Source organism: Paenibacillus sp. JT22N12, assembly GCF_056269365.1.
On record NZ_JBWDNU010000004.1, the window covers coordinates 14,544 to 32,368 of the forward strand.

At 50.7% G+C, this 17,825-nt stretch carries 16 protein-coding genes and 1 tRNA gene; 14 read left to right on the forward strand and 3 right to left on the reverse strand.

Going from position 1 to position 17,825, the window contains the following annotated elements:
• The first annotated feature begins 128 nt into the window (after positions 1 to 128).
• The 9 genes from AC0YOA_RS15770 (at position 129) to AC0YOA_RS15810 (ending at position 9,632) form a co-directional block, all read left to right on the forward strand.
• Positions 129 to 1,079 carry a ribose-phosphate diphosphokinase gene (locus AC0YOA_RS15770; protein ID WP_210045088.1) on the forward strand — a complete coding sequence of 317 codons (951 nt, stop codon included), beginning with the start codon at positions 129 to 131 and terminating at the stop codon, positions 1,077 to 1,079.
• Positions 1,080 to 1,347: 268 nt separating this feature from the next.
• Positions 1,348 to 3,093, forward strand: a complete 1,746-nt coding sequence (locus AC0YOA_RS15775) for a tetratricopeptide repeat protein (RefSeq protein ID WP_475787409.1) — start codon at positions 1,348 to 1,350, stop codon at positions 3,091 to 3,093.
• Positions 3,094 to 3,123: 30 nt separating this feature from the next.
• Positions 3,124 to 4,080 carry a thioredoxin-disulfide reductase gene (gene trxB / locus AC0YOA_RS15780; RefSeq protein ID WP_475787410.1) on the forward strand — a complete coding sequence of 319 codons (957 nt, stop codon included), beginning with the start codon at positions 3,124 to 3,126 and terminating at the stop codon, positions 4,078 to 4,080.
• A 239-nt stretch (positions 4,081 to 4,319) separates the two neighbouring features.
• A complete protein-coding gene (locus AC0YOA_RS15785; RefSeq protein ID WP_475771121.1) occupies positions 4,320 to 5,270 on the forward strand; it encodes an ROK family glucokinase in 951 nt (316 codons plus the stop codon).
• 162 nt (positions 5,271 to 5,432) lie between these two features.
• On the forward strand, positions 5,433 to 6,320 hold the full coding sequence (gene rapZ / locus AC0YOA_RS15790) for an RNase adapter RapZ (RefSeq protein ID WP_210045084.1): 888 nt from the start codon (positions 5,433 to 5,435) through the stop codon (positions 6,318 to 6,320).
• A gap of 8 nt (positions 6,321 to 6,328) precedes the next feature.
• Positions 6,329 to 7,315: a gluconeogenesis factor YvcK family protein gene (locus AC0YOA_RS15795; RefSeq protein ID WP_210045083.1), complete on the forward strand. Its 987-nt coding sequence runs from the start codon at positions 6,329 to 6,331 to the stop codon at positions 7,313 to 7,315.
• Positions 7,316 to 7,322: 7 nt separating this feature from the next.
• Positions 7,323 to 8,252, forward strand: coding sequence for a DNA-binding protein WhiA (gene whiA, locus AC0YOA_RS15800; RefSeq protein WP_210045082.1), 930 nt, complete (start codon positions 7,323 to 7,325; stop codon positions 8,250 to 8,252).
• Between the two features lie 103 nt (positions 8,253 to 8,355).
• Positions 8,356 to 8,625 (forward strand): HPr family phosphocarrier protein, encoded by a 270-nt coding sequence (locus AC0YOA_RS15805; protein ID WP_188999798.1) that lies wholly within the window; start codon positions 8,356 to 8,358, stop codon positions 8,623 to 8,625.
• A gap of 182 nt (positions 8,626 to 8,807) precedes the next feature.
• Positions 8,808 to 9,632, forward strand: coding sequence for an SIMPL domain-containing protein (locus tag AC0YOA_RS15810; protein WP_475787411.1), 825 nt, complete (start codon positions 8,808 to 8,810; stop codon positions 9,630 to 9,632).
• 160 nt (positions 9,633 to 9,792) lie between these two features.
• On the opposite strand, the gene sda is transcribed toward AC0YOA_RS15810, so the two are convergent.
• From sda to AC0YOA_RS15825, 3 genes are all read right to left on the reverse strand, one after another.
• On the reverse strand, positions 9,793 to 10,089 hold the full coding sequence (gene sda, locus AC0YOA_RS15815; protein WP_210045080.1) for a sporulation histidine kinase inhibitor Sda: 297 nt from the start codon (positions 10,087 to 10,089) through the stop codon (positions 9,793 to 9,795).
• A gap of 264 nt (positions 10,090 to 10,353) precedes the next feature.
• On the reverse strand, positions 10,354 to 10,935 hold the full coding sequence (clpP, locus tag AC0YOA_RS15820) for an ATP-dependent Clp endopeptidase proteolytic subunit ClpP (protein WP_210045110.1): 582 nt from the start codon (positions 10,933 to 10,935) through the stop codon (positions 10,354 to 10,356).
• 204 nt (positions 10,936 to 11,139) lie between these two features.
• Positions 11,140 to 11,214 (reverse strand) — tRNA-Arg (locus AC0YOA_RS15825).
• Between the two features lie 232 nt (positions 11,215 to 11,446).
• Here AC0YOA_RS15825 and AC0YOA_RS15830 point away from each other — a divergent pair.
• The 5 genes from AC0YOA_RS15830 (at position 11,447) to gpmI (ending at position 17,685) form a co-directional block, all read left to right on the forward strand.
• Positions 11,447 to 12,484 carry a sugar-binding transcriptional regulator gene (locus AC0YOA_RS15830; RefSeq protein WP_475771123.1) on the forward strand — a complete coding sequence of 346 codons (1,038 nt, stop codon included), beginning with the start codon at positions 11,447 to 11,449 and terminating at the stop codon, positions 12,482 to 12,484.
• A 105-nt stretch (positions 12,485 to 12,589) separates the two neighbouring features.
• A complete protein-coding gene (gap, locus tag AC0YOA_RS15835; RefSeq protein WP_475787412.1) occupies positions 12,590 to 13,594 on the forward strand; it encodes a type I glyceraldehyde-3-phosphate dehydrogenase in 1,005 nt (334 codons plus the stop codon).
• Positions 13,595 to 14,057: 463 nt separating this feature from the next.
• The gene (locus AC0YOA_RS15840; protein WP_210045077.1) at positions 14,058 to 15,239 is read left to right on the forward strand and encodes a phosphoglycerate kinase; all 1,182 of its coding nucleotides are present in this window, start codon (positions 14,058 to 14,060) and stop codon (positions 15,237 to 15,239) included.
• 153 nt (positions 15,240 to 15,392) lie between these two features.
• Positions 15,393 to 16,145: a triose-phosphate isomerase gene (tpiA, locus tag AC0YOA_RS15845; RefSeq protein ID WP_210045076.1), complete on the forward strand. Its 753-nt coding sequence runs from the start codon at positions 15,393 to 15,395 to the stop codon at positions 16,143 to 16,145.
• A 1-nt stretch (position 16,146) separates the two neighbouring features.
• A complete protein-coding gene (gene gpmI, locus AC0YOA_RS15850; protein ID WP_475787413.1) occupies positions 16,147 to 17,685 on the forward strand; it encodes a 2,3-bisphosphoglycerate-independent phosphoglycerate mutase in 1,539 nt (512 codons plus the stop codon).
• The last annotated feature ends 140 nt before the right edge of the window (positions 17,686 to 17,825 follow it).

Consider the following 17,825-nt stretch of genomic DNA (forward strand, 5'->3'; position numbering starts at 1 on the left):
GTTTCTTCTTGTTTTTGAATTATTGCCGTTTCCATGTATAATGAAACTTGTCGAACTACAGAAACGTATGAATGAATGATGCATCAGGCAGATGCAAATTCAGTAGTTTAATCGCTCAGGAGGGTATCATGTTTAGCGACAAGCTGCGTATTTTCTCGGGTTCCTCGAACCCGAAGCTTACCGAACGGATCAGCGAGGAGCTTGGTCTGCACCTCGGTAAAGTCAAATTGTCCCGTTTCAAAAGCGGCGAGATCTATGTCCATTATGAAGAAACGATTCGCAATTGCGACGTCTTCATCGTGCAGTCTTTTTCTCATCCTATCAATGATCATTTTGTCGAATTGCTTGTCATGATCGATGCTGCCAAACGCGCTTCCGCGCGTACCGTCAACATCATCGTGCCTTATTACGGTTATGCGCGCCAGGAGCGGAAAGCCGCACCGCGTGAACCGATTTCGGCCAAAATGCTTGCGGATGTTTTGACGACCGTCGGGGCCAATCGCGTTATCACCATCGATCTGCATGCGCCGGCCATCCAGGGCTTCTTCAATATCCCGGTTGACCATCTGACTGCGCTTGACCTGATCAGTGACTATCTGAAGGGCAAGGATATCAAGAATCCGGTTGTCGTATCGCCTGATGCCGGACGGGCCTCCACCGCTGAGAAGCTGGCTAATTATCTGGATTCGCCTTTTGCGATTATGATCAAGAAACGTCCCACGCATAATGAATCCATCATTACCCATGTTATCGGGGATGTTGAAGGTCAGACGCCGATTATTATTGAGGATTTGATTGATACCGGAACGACGATCGTCAATGTTGTGGAAAGCCTCAAGGAACGCGGTGCAGAAGATGTATACGTATGCGCTACGCATCCGTTATTCTCCGGGCCTGCCCTCCAGAGATTGGATCATCCCAATATTAAAGAAGTCATCGTGACGGATTCCATCGCTCTGCCTGACAATCGCTCCGACCGGTTCACATTGCTGTCGGTTGCGCCAATGCTTGCAGAAGCAACCCGTATCATTACGCAGGGCGGCTCGATCAGCACCTTGTTCAAAAACGCGGGCGTGTAGCTTTTGGCAAACAGCGCTTTTTGCGGGATAATAGAAGGGCTCTTTCTTCTGGCTGATCGCGAATTGCTCTATATATGACTGCCTTATTCCGGCAGCACCTACCCCTGAATCGCGTGTGCTCCCCACTCCTATTAATCGCCTTTTTATTGGAAGCGGTTAGTCGTCAGTGCGGGCAGTCCGCGATTTTGCCACATTTCTTTCGTGTATGGATAGGCCGCGCTATGGTATAATCGTAGAAACTTTGAAGTACCGGGGAGGTGCCTTGCGGATGAAAGAAAAGAAACGTGCGGCCGTGAATAACAAAACGAAAGTTATACCGATTCAATGGGATGCTACGTTCTTCTTCGAGCGAGCTGTACGCTCGCTGGATCGTTATCATTATGACAAGGCACTGAAGTATTTCCGGCGTGCGGTCGAATACGAACCGGATAATCCGGTTAACCATTGCAATATGGCTGGCATTTTGTCTGAAATGGGCAATTATGAAGGGTCTAACGATATCCTCCGTATGATCGTGGAGGAGATGGATCCCGAAATGACGGAATGCCATTTTTATATGGCGAATAATTTTGCCAATATGGAGATGTATGAAGCGGCAGAGGAAGCGCTGGTCCGTTATCTGGAAGAGGACGAGGAAGGACAGTTCCTCGAAGAATCCGAAGAGATGATGGAGCTGCTCCATTATGAGCTGGAGCGGCCCACCAAGCTTGCCTTTATCAAGGCGCGAGAGGGTGTCTATGAGCATGATCAGGCACGCTCGCTGCTGGAGGAAGGCAAGTTTGTAGAAGCGGTGAGGCTGCTAGAGAGCATCGTGGAGAAGAACGCGAACTTTCTGGCCGCACGCAACAATCTGGCGTTGGCTTACTATTATATGGGCTTGTTCGACAAGGCGCTTGCGACGATCGGAGACGTTCTGGAAATCGAGCCGGGCAATCTGCATGCGCTGTGCAATCTGGCGATTTTTTATCAGCATTCCAACGATCAGGTTCAATTGAAGCCTCTCGTCGAGCTGCTGGGAAAGACGGTGCCTTTTCATGAAGAGCATGTGTTTAAACTGGCGACCACGATGGGCATACTTGGCGAGCATGGGGAAGCCTATCGGCATTTCACGAGGCTGCTCAAGGACAGCTCGCTGCAATCGGATGCCTGCTTGTATCATTACACGGCTGTTGCTTCAAGCAATATAGGCAGATTCGCTGAGGCGGAGCGTTTGTGGCTGCAGGCTAGCAAAATGGATCCGACATCCAATGTTCCCGGCTATTATTTGGAGCAGCTTGCCAGTGTGCGTGCAGGGAAGCATCCTGCCCCCATCAGCTACCATTATCATTTGCCTTTCGAGGAGCAATTCAAGCTCTGGGAGAAGTCAACCGACGCAATTCCTGATCATCTGAAACGGGATCCGCTCGTACGGTCCTCATTCTTCTGGGCGCTGCGCCACGGTGATCGGCATACGAAGCTTCAAGTCATTCAGGCGCTTGGTCTAATTGCAGACAATGAGGTTAAAGATGCGCTGCGTGAATTTATAATAGAGCCGCAGGAAGAGGATTATCTGAAAAGAATCGCGATCTTTGTACTTCGGTCCATTGGCGTCCATGATTCTCTCCATGCGATACTGGAAGGGGAAGATACGGTTATTGAACACAGCCGCATGCCTTCCCGTCTTCCGGTCTGGGAGGATAAGTGGCAGGCTGTGCTTGAAGCTGCGCTTGTCCGTATGAAAAAGCACTATGATCTGGTGCAGCAGCATGATCTGCTGACACTCTGGATTGAATTTCTGTCACGCGTTTATCCGGACGTGCCCAAGCTCGGCAAGGTCGAGGGCTGGGCAGCCGCATTGGAATATTTAACTGCCAAAATGCACCGGCGGGCGATTTCGTACCATGAGGTTTCCCAGCGATATGGAACGTCCATTGCGACCGTAAGCAAATGCGCCAAACGCATTGATGAAATATGCGGTATCAAGGAAAAAATGAAAATGATTTTTCCCGCTTTAACTGCAGATCACCAAGAATAAGAACATGCGAATGTGAAGGAGGAATTTTGTATGTATAAATCAATCATTATCGGAACAGGACCTGCCGGACTGACGGCAGCCATCTATCTGGCCCGCGCCAACATGAACCCCCTTGTCATTGAAGGGCCGGAGCCTGGCGGACAGCTGACAACCACCACAGATGTGGAGAATTTCCCCGGTTTCCCTGACGGAATCATGGGTCCGGACTTAATGGCCAATATGCGCAAGCAGGCAGAGCGGTTCGGAGCGGAGTTCCGCACAGGTTGGGTAAACTCGGTTGATATGTCCAAACGTCCGTTCACAATCCAGGTTGAAGGTCAAGGCGAGCTGCAGGCTGAATCGCTTATTATCTCGACTGGAGCATCGGCCAAATATCTGGGCATTCCCAATGAACGGGAAAATGTCGGACGCGGTGTCAGCACCTGCGCCACCTGCGACGGTTTTTTCTTCCGTGGCAAAAAAATTATCGTGGTCGGCGGCGGCGATTCTGCAATGGAGGAAGCGAGCTTCCTGACCAAATTCGCTTCCGAGGTCGTACTCGTTCACCGCCGTGAGGAAATGCGCGCATCCAAAATCATGCAGGACCGCGCACGCGAGAACAGCAAAATCAAGTGGTCTCTGAACCGTACTCCTCTTGAGGTAGTGGCTGGCGAGCACAGCGTAACCGGCTTGAAAGTGCGCAACAATGAAACGGGCGCCGAAGAAATTATTGAAACGGATGGTATTTTTGTCGCTATTGGCCATACGCCGAACACCAAGTTTCTTGGGGGGCAATTGGAAACCGACGAAACCGGCTATCTGGTTGTGAAGCCCGGAACCTCAGAGACCAATATACCGGGTATATTCGCTTGCGGTGATGTGCAGGATCATAAGTACCGCCAGGCGATTACAGCAGCAGGGAGCGGTTGTATGGCTGCTCTGGATTGCGAGAAATTCGTTGAGGGTCACGCTGTTCATGACTGGAGCGAAATCCTTAATCAGGATTAATCGACTCTACAAAAAAAGTTCATCAGACAGATCCTGATGCAATATGATGATAAAAAGACGCTGTCCACCCAGCATGGACGGCGTCGCTTCATGTAAGGCTTCCGAGGTGAGTACCTCCGGCAAGCAGGGGGCTATCTTTAGGCTTTTCAACGTTTTTCAGATGCTTGACCAGTTGGTAACGTTCGCTTATAGTTGAACACAGAAGCCCCCCATCCCTATATTATTGAGGTGTCCTATTCATGTCTGAGAAGATTGTTATTGGCGTCGATATCGGCGGAACTACGATTAAATTAGGAATTTGCAGTAGTGAAGGCGAGCTTCTCCATACGTATGAAGGGCCGACAGGTGTTGAGAACGGCTCGGATGTTGTATGTCAAAATATTGCGGATTACGCCCGTTTAATCGTAGAGCAATCCCCATTCAGCTGGGATCAGGTTGAAGGCGTAGGCGTTGGTATCGCCGGCTTCCTGGATATACCCAAAGGAATCGTGAAATTATCGGTAAATCTTTATTTTAATAATGTGCCTCTGAAGGAAATCCTGGAAGAAAAGCTGCAAACCAAGGTCCTCGTTAATAATGATGCCAATGTTGCGGCGCTTGGAGAAGCATGGGCCGGCGCAGGACGCGGGATATCCGATTGCGTATGTTACACGCTGGGAACCGGTGTTGGCGGCGGGGTCATCATTAACGGTAAAATCGTCGAGGGCTTCCGCGGAATGGCCGGGGAGCTTGGTCATATGTCCGTGGTGCCCGATCTGGAAGCCATTCAATGCAACTGCGGCAAAATGGGCTGTCTGGAGACCGTATCCTCAGCAACTGGCATTATTCGAATGGCCAAAGATGCTGTAGAACGCGGAGACCGTACATCATTATCCTTTGTACCGGACATTATGGCGAAGGATGTGCTGGATGCTGCGAAAGCAGGCGATGAAGTGGCGATCCGGATCGTTAATCGTGCCGCATTCTATTTAGGTAAATCCATGGCTGCCGTTGCAGTCATTCTGAATCCTCAGCGTTTCATTATAGGCGGCGGAGTGTCTAAAGCGGGCGAATTCCTGTTCGAACAGATTCGGGAAGTGTTCAGCAAATTGACACCGGAGATGGCCCAGGAGGGTGTCGAAATCCTGCCCGCTATCCTTGGCAACAATGCCGGAGTCGTAGGGGCTGCCGGTTTGATCATTCGTTCTTAAAAGCTTCCAAACTGACCGAATAAATATCGTGCCCGTTGTGTAATATGGGATGTAGACGCACGTTAATATATCTGAACTTGGAGTTAAAGGTTGGCAGGGTTGCTGACAACCGAGTCGCAAAAAACTGCGATTAACGGTTGCAGTGGTTGGGAGGAATAAGCGATGGATGCGGGAACAGCGATGGCAAAGCTGGTCATCATCACGGGCATGTCCGGGGCCGGAAAGACGATTGCAGTGCAGAGCCTGGAGGATCTCGGCTATTTCTGTGTCGATAATTTGCCTCCGGTTCTGATTCCGAAGTTTGCCGAGTTAATTGAGCAATCTAATGGCAAAATAGGTAAAGTGGCGCTTGTTATCGACCTGCGGGGACGCGAGTTCTTTACGGCATTATCGGAATCACTCAGCTATGTGAAGGACCATTTTACAATCGGCTATGAAATTTTGTTCCTGGATGCTACCGATAGTGTGCTTGTACAGCGATATAAGGAAAGCCGGCGGCGCCATCCTCTCGCTCCGGAAGGCCTCCCGCTGGAAGGCATCAAGCTGGAGCGCAGAATGCTGGAGGATTTGAAGGGCTGGGCGACTCAGGTCATTGATACGAGCAATCTGAAGCCAGCCCAGCTCAAGGAAAGAATCATGTCCCGGTTTGCCAATGCCGATCTGAGCATAATATCCATTAATATTACTTCGTTCGGCTTCAAATACGGCATTCCGATTGATGCTGATTTGATCTTCGATGTCCGTTTCCTGCCGAATCCGCATTACGTGGAGCATCTGCGGCCCAACACGGGGCAGGATCCCGAGGTTTATGAATATGTCATGAAATGGCCGGAGACGCAGACCTTTCTTGCCAAGCTGCTGGATATGCTGCAGTTTCTGATTCCGCTTTACCGCAAAGAGGGCAAAAGTCAGGTTGTCATTGGGATCGGCTGTACAGGCGGCAAGCATCGTTCCGTGGCTCTTGCTGAATATTTGGGCCGTACGCTGGGCAGCAGCGATACAGAGCTCATTCGGGTCAGCCATCGGGATGCTGATCGTGATCGGCACTGAGGTGGGCCATGACTGAACAAGCCAACAAAAAACGACTGCCCCGTATCGTTGTTATCGGCGGCGGCACGGGACTATCTGTAATGCTGCGGGGACTCAAAGAGAAGCCGCTCGATATTACAGCTATCGTAACGGTTGCAGACGATGGCGGGAGTTCGGGCATTCTGCGCAGCGAGCTGCAAATGCCCCCGCCCGGCGATATCCGGAGTGTGCTTATTGCCTTGGCTGATGTGGAGCCGCTGCTGTCTGATTTGCTCAAATACCGCTTCAGCAATGGTACCGGCCTCGCCGGCCATAGTCTTGGCAATCTGATGCTGGCCGCTATGACCGACATCGCAGGGGACTTTGTATCCGCAGTTCGAGAACTGAGCCGGGTACTTGCGGTTCGCGGACGCGTTCTGCCTGCGGCCGGGCAGGCGATCGTGCTGCACGCGGAATTGGCGGACGGCACGATCGTGACCGGGGAGTCGAATATCCCTAAGGCGGGACAGCCAATCAAACGGGTGTTCATCGAGCCTGCTGATGTGGAGCCCCTGAAGGAAGCGGTTGAAGCGATTCAGGACGCCGATGCCATCCTGATCGGTCCGGGAAGCTTGTACACCAGCATTATCCCGAATCTGCTGGTACCCAAGCTGGCACAGAGCATTATGGACTCGGACGCGATCAAAATGTTTGTATGCAATGTCATGACTCAGCCTGGAGAGACGGACGGTTACTCGGTCAGCGATCATTTGGCGGCCGTTCATGCCCATGTCGGGCATCATCTGTTTGACTATGTTATCGTGAATAATGGTGAAATCCCACCTCAGGTGCAGCTGAAATACGCGGAGCTTGGGGCCAAGGCCGTTCATTTGGATCTGGATGAAGTGAAACGCCGCGGGTATAAAGTCATAGCCGACCGGCTTGTGCTGTTTCGCACCTATTTGCGTCACGATGCAGTACAGTTAAGCCATCATATTTATCAGCTGGTGGAAAACTGGATGGAACGAAAGAGGTGAGAGAACGATGTCATTTGCGGCCCAAACGAAAAAAGAACTAACCCTTATAGAGTCGGAGCCCTGCTGTGAGCGAGCGGAATTGTCTGCCCTCATTCGGATGAACGGATCTGTGTCGGTATCCAGCCGCAAAGTCATTCTCGATATCTCTACCGAAAATGCAGCCATTGCCAGACGGATATATACCCTTATCAAAAAGCAGTTCGATGTCCATACAGAGCTGCTTGTCCGCAAGAAAATGAGGCTCAAGAAGAACAATGTGTATATTGTCCGCATACCGGCCAAGGTTCAGGAAATCCTGAGCGATTTGCGTATTGTTTCCGAAGGGTTTATGTTTAATCAGGGGATTGACAAAGAAATGCTCCGCAAGTCCTGCTGCAAGCGTTCCTACCTGCGAGGGGCTTTTCTGGCCGGAGGTTCTGTCAATAACCCGGAGGGTTCCTCGTATCACCTGGAAATTGCCGTCATGTATGAGGAGCACTGCAAGGCGCTGGTGGATTTGGCGAACAAGTTCGACTTGAACGCCCGCTGCATCGAGCGTAAAAAAGGGTTCATTTTCTACATGAAGGAAGGCGAGAAGATCATCGAGCTTCTGAACATCATTGGTGCCCATCAGGCGCTGTTCAAGTTCGAGGATGTCCGGATTATGCGCGATATGCGCAATTCGGTGAACCGTATTGTTAATTGCGAAACAGCGAATCTTAATAAAACGATCGGTGCTGCTGTCAGGCAAATTGACAATATTAAACTGCTCCAAAGGGAAATGGGCCTCGAGAATCTGCCCGAGAAGCTGCGGGAAGTGGCAGAGGTGCGCCTCATGCACCCGGATATCAATTTAAAGGAAGTCGGCGAGATTCTCAAAGGGAAGGTCAGCAAGTCAGGCGTGAACCATAGATTGAGAAAACTCGACGAACTTGCGGAAAAATTAAGGAACGGGTAGCATAAGGCTAGTTAAGTTGCATCAAAAGTGGTATAATGGAGAATAAAATGACGTTTGCAATCTCAATCGCACGATTGAATTAAGTTTAGGGGGTAAGGTTTCCATGACAAGGCATCCGGTTGTAGTTCGACTGAAGACAGGTCTTCATGCAAGACCGGCCGCACTTTTTGTTCAGGAAGCGAACAAGTTTTCTTCCGAGGTGTTCGTCGAGAAAGACGAAAAAAAAGTGAACGCGAAATCGATTATGGGGATTATGAGTCTTGCGATCAGCTCGGGGACGGAAGTAACCATTAGCGCGGAAGGTTCGGATGCCGACCAAGCTGTAACCGCTTTAGTCAATTTGGTCAGCAAAGAAGAGCTGGAGAACCAATAAACAATAAGAAATGAACTGGTGCCTCCAGTTGAGGCAATAGAAGTTCTTTCGAAGCAGAGAAGTCCCAGGATGGGGCTTTTTTCTGTGTCAAAAAGGCTGTGGATACAGATAACTGCAACATCCCGGCCAACTATGACGTTATAGAAAATGTAACCAATTTTTATGCAAAGGGGATGATTGTAATGGTTGAGAAGAAGACCGAACAAACTCAGACCGGGACAGAAACGAATCAGATGGCAAAACCAAGAGGCCGCTCGAAGTGGATATTAACGGCTGCGCTCGCTGTCGCTGTAGGAATTGGAGCTGTCATCGGGGCAAGCGGAGGCAAAGGCGACGTATATGCCGCCGAGGAGGCTGGAGAGGTGCAGAAGGGGATTATCACCGTTAGCGGGCAAGGCGAGCTGCAAGCGGCGCCAGATGTGGCTTACGTGAATGTAGGCGTGGAAACACGGGCAGCGACAGCCAAGGAAGCGCAGACAAGCAATGCGACGAAGTTTGCCGCTCTTCAGACCGTTCTATTCGAAAAAAGCAAGCTGGCCGAGAAGGATGTAAAGACGACGAACTTTAATGTCCAGCCGCAGTATACGTATAACGAAAAAGACGGCACGAACAAAGTGACCGGTTATGTGGCTACCCACAGCATCCAAATCACTACAAGAGACTTGATCAATATCGGTCAACTGCTGGACAACCTTTCGGCTGCAGGCGCGAACCGGATGGATGGCGTACAATTTGATACGGAGAAGCAGGATCAATACGAGCTTCAGGCATTGGAGAAGGCGATGGCCAACGCAAAGGCCAAAGCCGAGACATTAGCCAAAGCAGCAGGCAAACAATTGAAGGCGGCTGTTAATATATCACAATCCAGCTCAGGCAGCATTCCCGTGTACAACAAAGGCTTGATGTCCGCTGTTCCTCAGGCTGCGGCGGATAGTGCTTCCACATCGATACAGACCGGCGAAATTACGCTGTCTGCTAATGTACAGGTCTCTTACGAAATGGAATAACAATCGCACCATGGGCAGAGATAAAAAGAAGCGGAGTGCTTGGATTTCCAAGCGGCTCCGCTTTTTCTTTGTGGAACAGATAGAAAGCGTCGTGCCGCCATCCTAAGGGATAGTGGCACGACGCTGGGTTGAGAGCGTTAGTCAGGCAGGACGAGCGAGCCTAATCAGACTCGGATAAACCACGCTGCTCGATGGCTTGCTCGATTAAAGAAATAAACTCTTCCGAGAGCCGCATCGCTTTGGCTTCTTGATAGACTTCGATCAAATGCACGTCGCTGAGCGGTCGTAAAAGAAGGGATTTATCCTGCATCGGCAAATAAGATTTGCGATTTTCATGTAGGGTAACAGATTGATCAAAGGAACGATCAAATGCTGGCGTGAAATGGTTGTAAATGTAACCAGGTTCACTGGGACGGATGAAATTTCGCACGCTTGCGAAAGGATTTGATAGTTTCATGCGTGTGCAACTCCGTTTGTTAGATTTCAATAACAGCCTAAGTGTCGGTGAATCTGGAATCATTTAGTACATATTAACATGAAAAATTAATGGAGTCGTTACCAATTCAACGCGCCGAATTTTTCTTGACATTAGTCAAATTCTGTGATAAAGGAGCTATGTCTAAGGATAAAGAAAGAGTGCAGGTCCATTTTCTGGATCGGCACTCTTCTCTTTCGTTATATAAGGGAAAAACCGGAATGGCGGTATCGGATTTAGGAAACCTTACAGCTTCTCAATAACTTTATCGACCAGACCGTAAGCCTGTGCATCGGCAGCAGACATGAAATAATCGCGATCGGTGTCGCGCTCGATTTTCTCAAGCGGCTGACCTGTACGCTCGGCCAGGATTTTGTTCAAGGTATCGCGCGTTTTCAAGATATGCTTGGCGCGGATCTCGATATCACTCGCTTGTCCTTGCGCTCCGCCCAGCGGCTGGTGAATCATGACTTCGCTGTTGGGCAGCGCATGTCTTTTGCCTTTTTCGCCGGCAGCAAGCAGGAAAGCGCCCATGGAAGCAGCCATACCGACACATATGGTGGATACGCTTGGTTTGATGAACTGCATGGTATCAAAGATAGCCAGACCTGCAGAGACCGAGCCGCCAGGACTGTTGATGTAAAGCGAGATATCCTTCTCAGGATCATCCGCAGCCAGGAACAGCAGCTGTGCGATGATGGAATTAGCGACAATGTCATTCACAGGAGTGCCAAGGAAAATAATGCGGTCTTTCAGCAAGCGGGAGTATATATCGTAAGCGCGCTCGCCGCGGTTGCTCTGCTCAATAACCATAGGTACAAAGTTCATTTCCAAAGTAATTCCCTCCTAATAAGTGTTATGCGCTGCTCTTCTGCTGTATAAGCTTTTTCGCGGGCACACGGCCCGTATCCAAAACATCGGCTTGTTAGATCAGCTGTATATCCACATCATAAACCATTGTTTTTTAAAAGTCAAAGATGGTCAAATTAGTGGTATTAAAAAACCGGCAGATGCCGGCAGATGTGTTTTATATGGCGCGCCCGCGAGGAATCGAACCTCGATCTCAGGCTCCGGAGGCCTACGTCATATCCATTGGACCACGGGCGCAAATGTGATAGCGAAAATAAGTATATGTGATTGCTGGAAGAAAAGCAAGGGCTTATGCAAAGATAAATTTGTGTAAATCGTGACGGAAAGCGGTTTCTTCCGTTAAACCTGACTTGCCCCTCATGATATTTTGGAGTACAATAACGGTGGGACTTAAAATGATCATGCGGGACGAAAAATGTCCACGAGAACCGGATACCGAATTCGGCGCAACTGGAGTTGATGTTGAAAGATGCAATCTCTCATCGAAATTCAGCAGCAGCTGCTGCCGGATCTGCTTGCCGTCATGAAAAAAAGATATCTCATTCTCAGGCAGGTGATGTTATCCGACATGATTGGCCGGCGGACGCTTGCAGCATCGCTTGATTTGTCGGAACGTGTGCTGAGGGCCGAGACGGACTTTCTGAAGGAGCAGGGCCTGCTTCACGTCGAAACGGCAGGTATGCGCATCAGCGATTCCGGAAGACGGCTTCTGGAGGATATGGAGCCCTTCTATAAGGAGATGTTCGGCCTCACGGAGCTGGAGCAGCGGCTTCGCAAGTATTTTGGACTCAAGCATGTGTGGATTGTCCCGGGTGACTCGGATTCCTCTGTGCATACCAAGCGCGAGCTTGGGAAGGCCGGATGCGCCGCACTCCGCAAGATGATGAACAAGGACGATGTCGTCGCTGTAACCGGCGGTTCGACGCTCGCTTCGGTGGCCAATCAATTAACCACTCAGACACCTTTGAAGGGAAACTGGTTCGTACCGGCGCGCGGAGGATTGGGCGAGAGTCTGGATTATCAGGCGAACACGATTGCTTCCACAATGGCCAAGCGTACAGGAGCCCAGTACAGGCTGCTGCATGTACCCGATCATTTGGGTGAGGAAGCCTATCTGACACTCATGCAGGAACCAAATATTCGCGAGATTGTCGATGTGATCCGCAGCGCGCGCATTGTCATCCACGGCATCGGAGACGCTATGGTCATGGCACGGCGAAGACGGGTTAATGAGGAAGTTATTGCAGCCATGACTGCTGAAGGCGCGCTTGCCGAATCCTTTGGGTATTATTTTGACCGTGATGGGGCGGTTGTTCATAAGATGCCGACGGCGGGACTGCGCCTGGAGGATATTATGGAGACGGAAGTGGTAATAGCCATTGCAGGCGGAAGCAGCAAGGGCGAGGCAATCGCCGCTGTGATGCGATTCGGACATGATGATATTCTCGTGACGGATGAAGCTGCAGCCCTGGTTATTGTAGCAATGCTTGATGAAGAACAGCAGTAAGGCAAACACATATAAGCGAGATCTTGACGGTTGCAGGCGGCTGACCGGCTGCTGAAGCAGACGTCTTAAGATATAAATTAAAATCAAACCTAGGAGGAAACAACAATGGTAAATGTAGGTATTAACGGATTTGGTCGTATTGGTCGTAACGTTTTCCGTGCTGCTCTGAACAACCCGGAAATTCAAGTGGTGGCTGTGAACGATTTGACAGACACGAATACACTGGCTCATCTGCTTAAATATGACACGACTCATGGAACGCTTGACGCAAAAGTTGAAGCAAAAGAAGGCGCCCTGATCGTTAACGGACGCGAAATCAAAGTATTTGCAGAGCGCAACCCCGAGAACCTGCCGTGGGCTTCTGTAGGCGCTGAAATCGTTGTAGAATCCACAGGTATCTTCACAGCTAAGGAAAAAGCCGAGCTTCACCTTAAAGGCGGAGCGAAAAAAGTTATCATCTCGGCACCTGCTACGAACGAAGATATCACGATCGTTATGGGTGTTAACGAAGATAAATACGATCCTTCCGCACACACTGTTATCTCCAACGCTTCTTGTACAACGAACTGCCTGGCACCTTTCGCCAAGGTTATCCACGAAAAATTCGGAATCGTCAAAGGTATGATGACGACCGTTCACTCCTACACCAACGACCAATCCGTTCTGGATGTGCCGCATAAAGACCTGCGTCGCGCCCGCGCAGCCGCTGAGAACATCATTCCTTCATCCACCGGCGCTGCAAAAGCAATCTCCCTGGTTCTGCCTGAACTGAAAGGCAAACTGAACGGTATGTCTATGCGCGTTCCAACGCCAAACGTTTCCCTTACCGATCTGGTTGTTGAAGTAAAAAGCAATGTCACTGTTGAAGAAGTAAACAGTGCTCTTAAAGAAGCTTCCGAAGGACAGCTGAAAGGCATCCTTAACTATTCCGAAGAGCCGCTTGTATCGAGCGACTACAACGGCGACCCTGCTTCTTCCACAATCGATGCATTGTCAACGATGGTTGTTGAAGGCAACATGGTCAAAATCATTTCCTGGTACGATAACGAGTGGGGCTACTCGAACCGTGTAGTCGACCTCGCTGCTTATATTGCGTCCAAAGGGTTGTAATACAGGGCATCCCCCTAAATCCCCCTTGGAAAGGGGGACCCCAAGGGTTCCCCTCTGGACACCCCATATTCGCGAAGGAGTTGCCTGTGGCAGCTCCTTCGCGGCGGTTTACGGTAGGGCCCGCTTTACGTCCACGCAAGCAACCACTGACGGGTTGCTTCAGGACCCAGCTCGACTGCGGCGCTTCTGCGCGACTGGACTAAACCGAGAGATAGAGCTGCGTTATTAGCGTAGGGCCGCAGGGTGACATGTAAGGAAATAGCACATATTTGAGATAGATGTTCTTGCTCCCCCATTTTGGGGGAATAATAGAGATAGATAACCTGCGCTACTGTGTAAGTGAGGCATTTTTTGCGGGATGGATAGGGATTTGGAGAGCTTTGCATAGATTTAAGAACCTTTATCATGTTCTCTGAGCCTTGAAGACGGGGAAGATTTAAAGGTTACTTAGGAGGGTTACAGGATGAACAAAAAAAGTGTACGTGATGTTGAGGTAGCCGGCAAGCGCGTGTTTGTGCGCGTGGATTTCAATGTGCCCCTGGAAAACGGTGTAATCACGGACGACAAGCGCATTCGCGAAACGCTGCCGACAATCAACTATCTGATTGAAAATGGCGCAAAAATCATTCTGGCCAGCCATTTGGGCCGTCCGCAAGGACAAGTTGTGGAAGATCTGCGTTTGACGCCTGCGGCTGCTCGTCTCTCCGAGCTGCTTGGCAAGAAGGTACTTAAAGCCGATGAGGTTGTCGGCGATGCCGTGAAGGCTCAAATCAGCGGGCTGCAGGCCGGCGATGTGCTGCTGCTTGAGAATGTCCGCTTCGAAGCAGGTGAAGAGAAGAATGATCCGGCTCTTGCGAAAGCTCTTGCCGAATTGGCTGACCTGTTCGTCAACGACGCATTCGGCGCCGCTCACCGCGCCCATGCATCGACCGAAGGCATTGCTCATTTCCTGCCGGCCGTATCCGGTCTGCTGATGGAAAGAGAGCTTGATGTGCTCGGCAAGGCATTGCTGAACCCTGAGCGTCCGTTCACGGCAATTGTCGGCGGCTCGAAGGTTAAGGACAAAATCGACGTTATCAACAAAATGATCGAAATCGCAGATAATATCATTATCGGCGGCGGCTTGTCCTATACATTCTTCAAGGCGCAGGGCCATGAGATTGGTCAATCGCTGTGCGATGACTCCAAGCTTGAGCTTACGAAGGAGTTTGTCGAGAAAGCGAAGAAGCTCGGCAAGCAGTTCCTGCTGCCGGTGGACATCGTGATCTCTGACGATTTCAGCGCAAGCGCAAATACCAATATCGTGGATATTGATGGCATTCCGGCAGATTGGGAAGGCATTGATATCGGACCGAAAACCCGCGAAATCTACGCGGATGTCATAAAAAACTCAAAGCTGGTCGTATGGAACGGACCGATGGGCGTATTTGAAATCGAGCCTTTCTCCCACGGTACCCAAGCCGTTGCCCGCGCTTGCGCGGAAACGTCTGCTTATACAGTCATTGGCGGCGGCGATTCCGCAGCTGCAGCAGAGAAATTCGGCCTCGCCGACAAAATGAACTTCATCTCCACCGGCGGCGGAGCTTCGCTTGAATTCATGGAAGGCAAAGCGCTCCCGGGCGTTGTTGCATTGAACGATAAGTAGGTCTGGCAGGTTCTTTGGTTAATATGCTTTGCGGAGCAAGCATGACTTCCGCAGAGCCGGAATGTAACGCTTTGCGGAGCAAGCTTTGCTTCGCAAAGACCTAAGTAACGCTTTCGAAGCAGCTTTGCTTCGCAAAGCCTGAGGAGCTGACGTATGCGTAAACCGATTATTGCGGGCAACTGGAAAATGTTCAAAACGATTTCCGAAGCGGAATCCTTCTTCGCCGATGTGAAGGGCAAAGCCGAGATTGACGGCGTCGAAGCTGTTATCTGCGCGCCTTACCTGGCGCTTCCTGCACTTGTGGAAGCAGCGAAAGGGACAACGATTGCAATTGGCGCCCAAAATCTTCATTTTGAAGACAGCGGCGCGTTCACGGGTGAAATCAGCGGTGTGATGCTTAAGGATCTTGGCGTGCAATACGTCATTATCGGCCACTCCGAGCGCCGTGCTTATTTCCTGGAGACGGACGAGATCGTGAACAAGAAGGTTCATGCCGCATTCAAGCACAGCCTCACTCCGATTGTCTGTGTAGGCGAGAAGCTGGAAGAGCGCGAAGCGGGTCAAACCAAGGATGTTTGCAATCTGCAGACCGTTGCAGCTTTCCAGGGCCTTTCGGCAGAGCAAGCGGCTGAAGTCGTCATTGCCTATGAGCCGATCTGGGCTATCGGAACAGGCAAATCCTCCACTTCCGCAGACGCCGAAGACGTCATTGCCTTCATCCGCGGCGTGGTTGCCGGATTGTATGATGCTTCCGTCGCGGATGCTGTCCGCATCCAGTATGGCGGCAGTGTAAAACCAAACAATATCAGCGAGTATATGGCTGAACCGAACATAGACGGCGCGCTGGTAGGCGGTGCAAGCTTGGAGGCCGCTTCTTACATTCAACTCGTGGAAGGGGCGAAGTAAGATGGCTGCTCCAAAACCGGTCGCTCTTATTATTCTGGACGGCTTCGGCCTTCGCAATGATGTGACGGGCAATGCCGTCGCACAGGCGAATAAGCCGAATTACGACCGTTACTGGTCAAGCTTTCCGCATACAACGCTGACGGCCTGCGGTGAAGCAGTCGGTCTGCCCGAAGGTCAAATGGGCAATTCCGAGGTCGGCCACCTGAACATCGGCTCTGGCCGGATTGTGTATCAGGAGCTGACCCGTATCAGCAAATCGATCCGCGACGGCGATTTTTTCGACAATGAAACGCTGGTCGGAGCGGTTCGATACGCCAAAGCGCATGGCAAGAAGCTTCATCTGTTCGGTCTTCTCTCCGACGGTGGCGTACACAGCCATATCCAGCACTTATTCGCGCTGCTTGATCTGGCTAAGAAGGAAGAATTCTTCGAGGTGTATATCCATGCGTTCCTGGATGGCCGGGATGTTGCGCCTGACAGCGCGTTTGGCTTCATGGAGCAGTTGATTGCCAAGATCGAACAGGTCGGCGTCGGCAAGATTGCAACGGTGCAAGGCCGCTACTATGCCATGGACCGCGACAAACGCTGGGAGCGTACAGAGAAGTCCTATCGTGCGATGGTATATGGCGAAGGGCCGCAGAGTACGGATCCCCTTCAAGCGATCAAGGGATCCTACGAGCAATCCGTAATGGACGAGTTCGTGCTTCCAACCGTCATTACAGAGGAGAATGGCGATCCTGTCGGTCTTGTAGAAGATGAGGATGCGGTTGTGTTCTTCAATTTCCGTTCCGATCGTGCAATTCAATTATCGCAGGTTTTCACCAATAAAGAGTTCCATGGCTTCAAACGAGGCTCCAGGGAGCCACAAAAACTGCATTTCGTCTGTCTGACCAAGTTCAGCGACACGGTCGCGGGTTATATCGCCTTCACGACGAAGAATCTGGACAACACGCTTGGCGAGGTTTTGGTGCAGAACGGCAAGAAGCAGCTTCGTATTGCCGAGACAGAGAAGTACCCGCATGTGACTTTCTTCTTCAGCGGCGGACGCGATGTGGAGCTTCCCGGCGAAACGCGGATCCTGATCGGCTCGCCGAAGGTGGCGACCTACGATCTGAAGCCGGAAATGAGCGCATACGAGGTTGCGGAAGCGGCAGTTAAGGAAATAGAGGCAGGCAATCAGGATGCCATTATTCTTAATTTTGCAAATCCGGATATGGTCGGTCATTCCGGCATGCTGGAGCCAACGATCAAAGCCATTGAAGCGACTGACGAATGTCTGGGCAAGGTTGTAGAAGCGGTTCTGGCCCAAGGCGGCGTCTGTCTGATTACGGCGGATCACGGCAATGCGGATATGGTTATCGACGAGGATGGGCTTCCCTTTACCGCACACACGACCAATCCGGTTCCTTTTATCGTGACCAAACCGGGTGTTACGCTTCGGGGAGACGGTATTCTGGCGGATATCGCTCCAACCATTTTAAGCTTGATGGAGCTTTCCCAGCCTATCGAAATGACCGGGAAATCCATGATTCAGGATTAACGGATATGGTATAGTAAGAGAAGCTTTTTTAAAATATAAGGAAAGTATAAAATTTCTCGATACTTTGCTTATATTTCTAAGGGAAGAAACTTGGCTAAGCCGCCAAAAGGACGGCGAAGCCGTTTCTTCTTGGCAGCAGC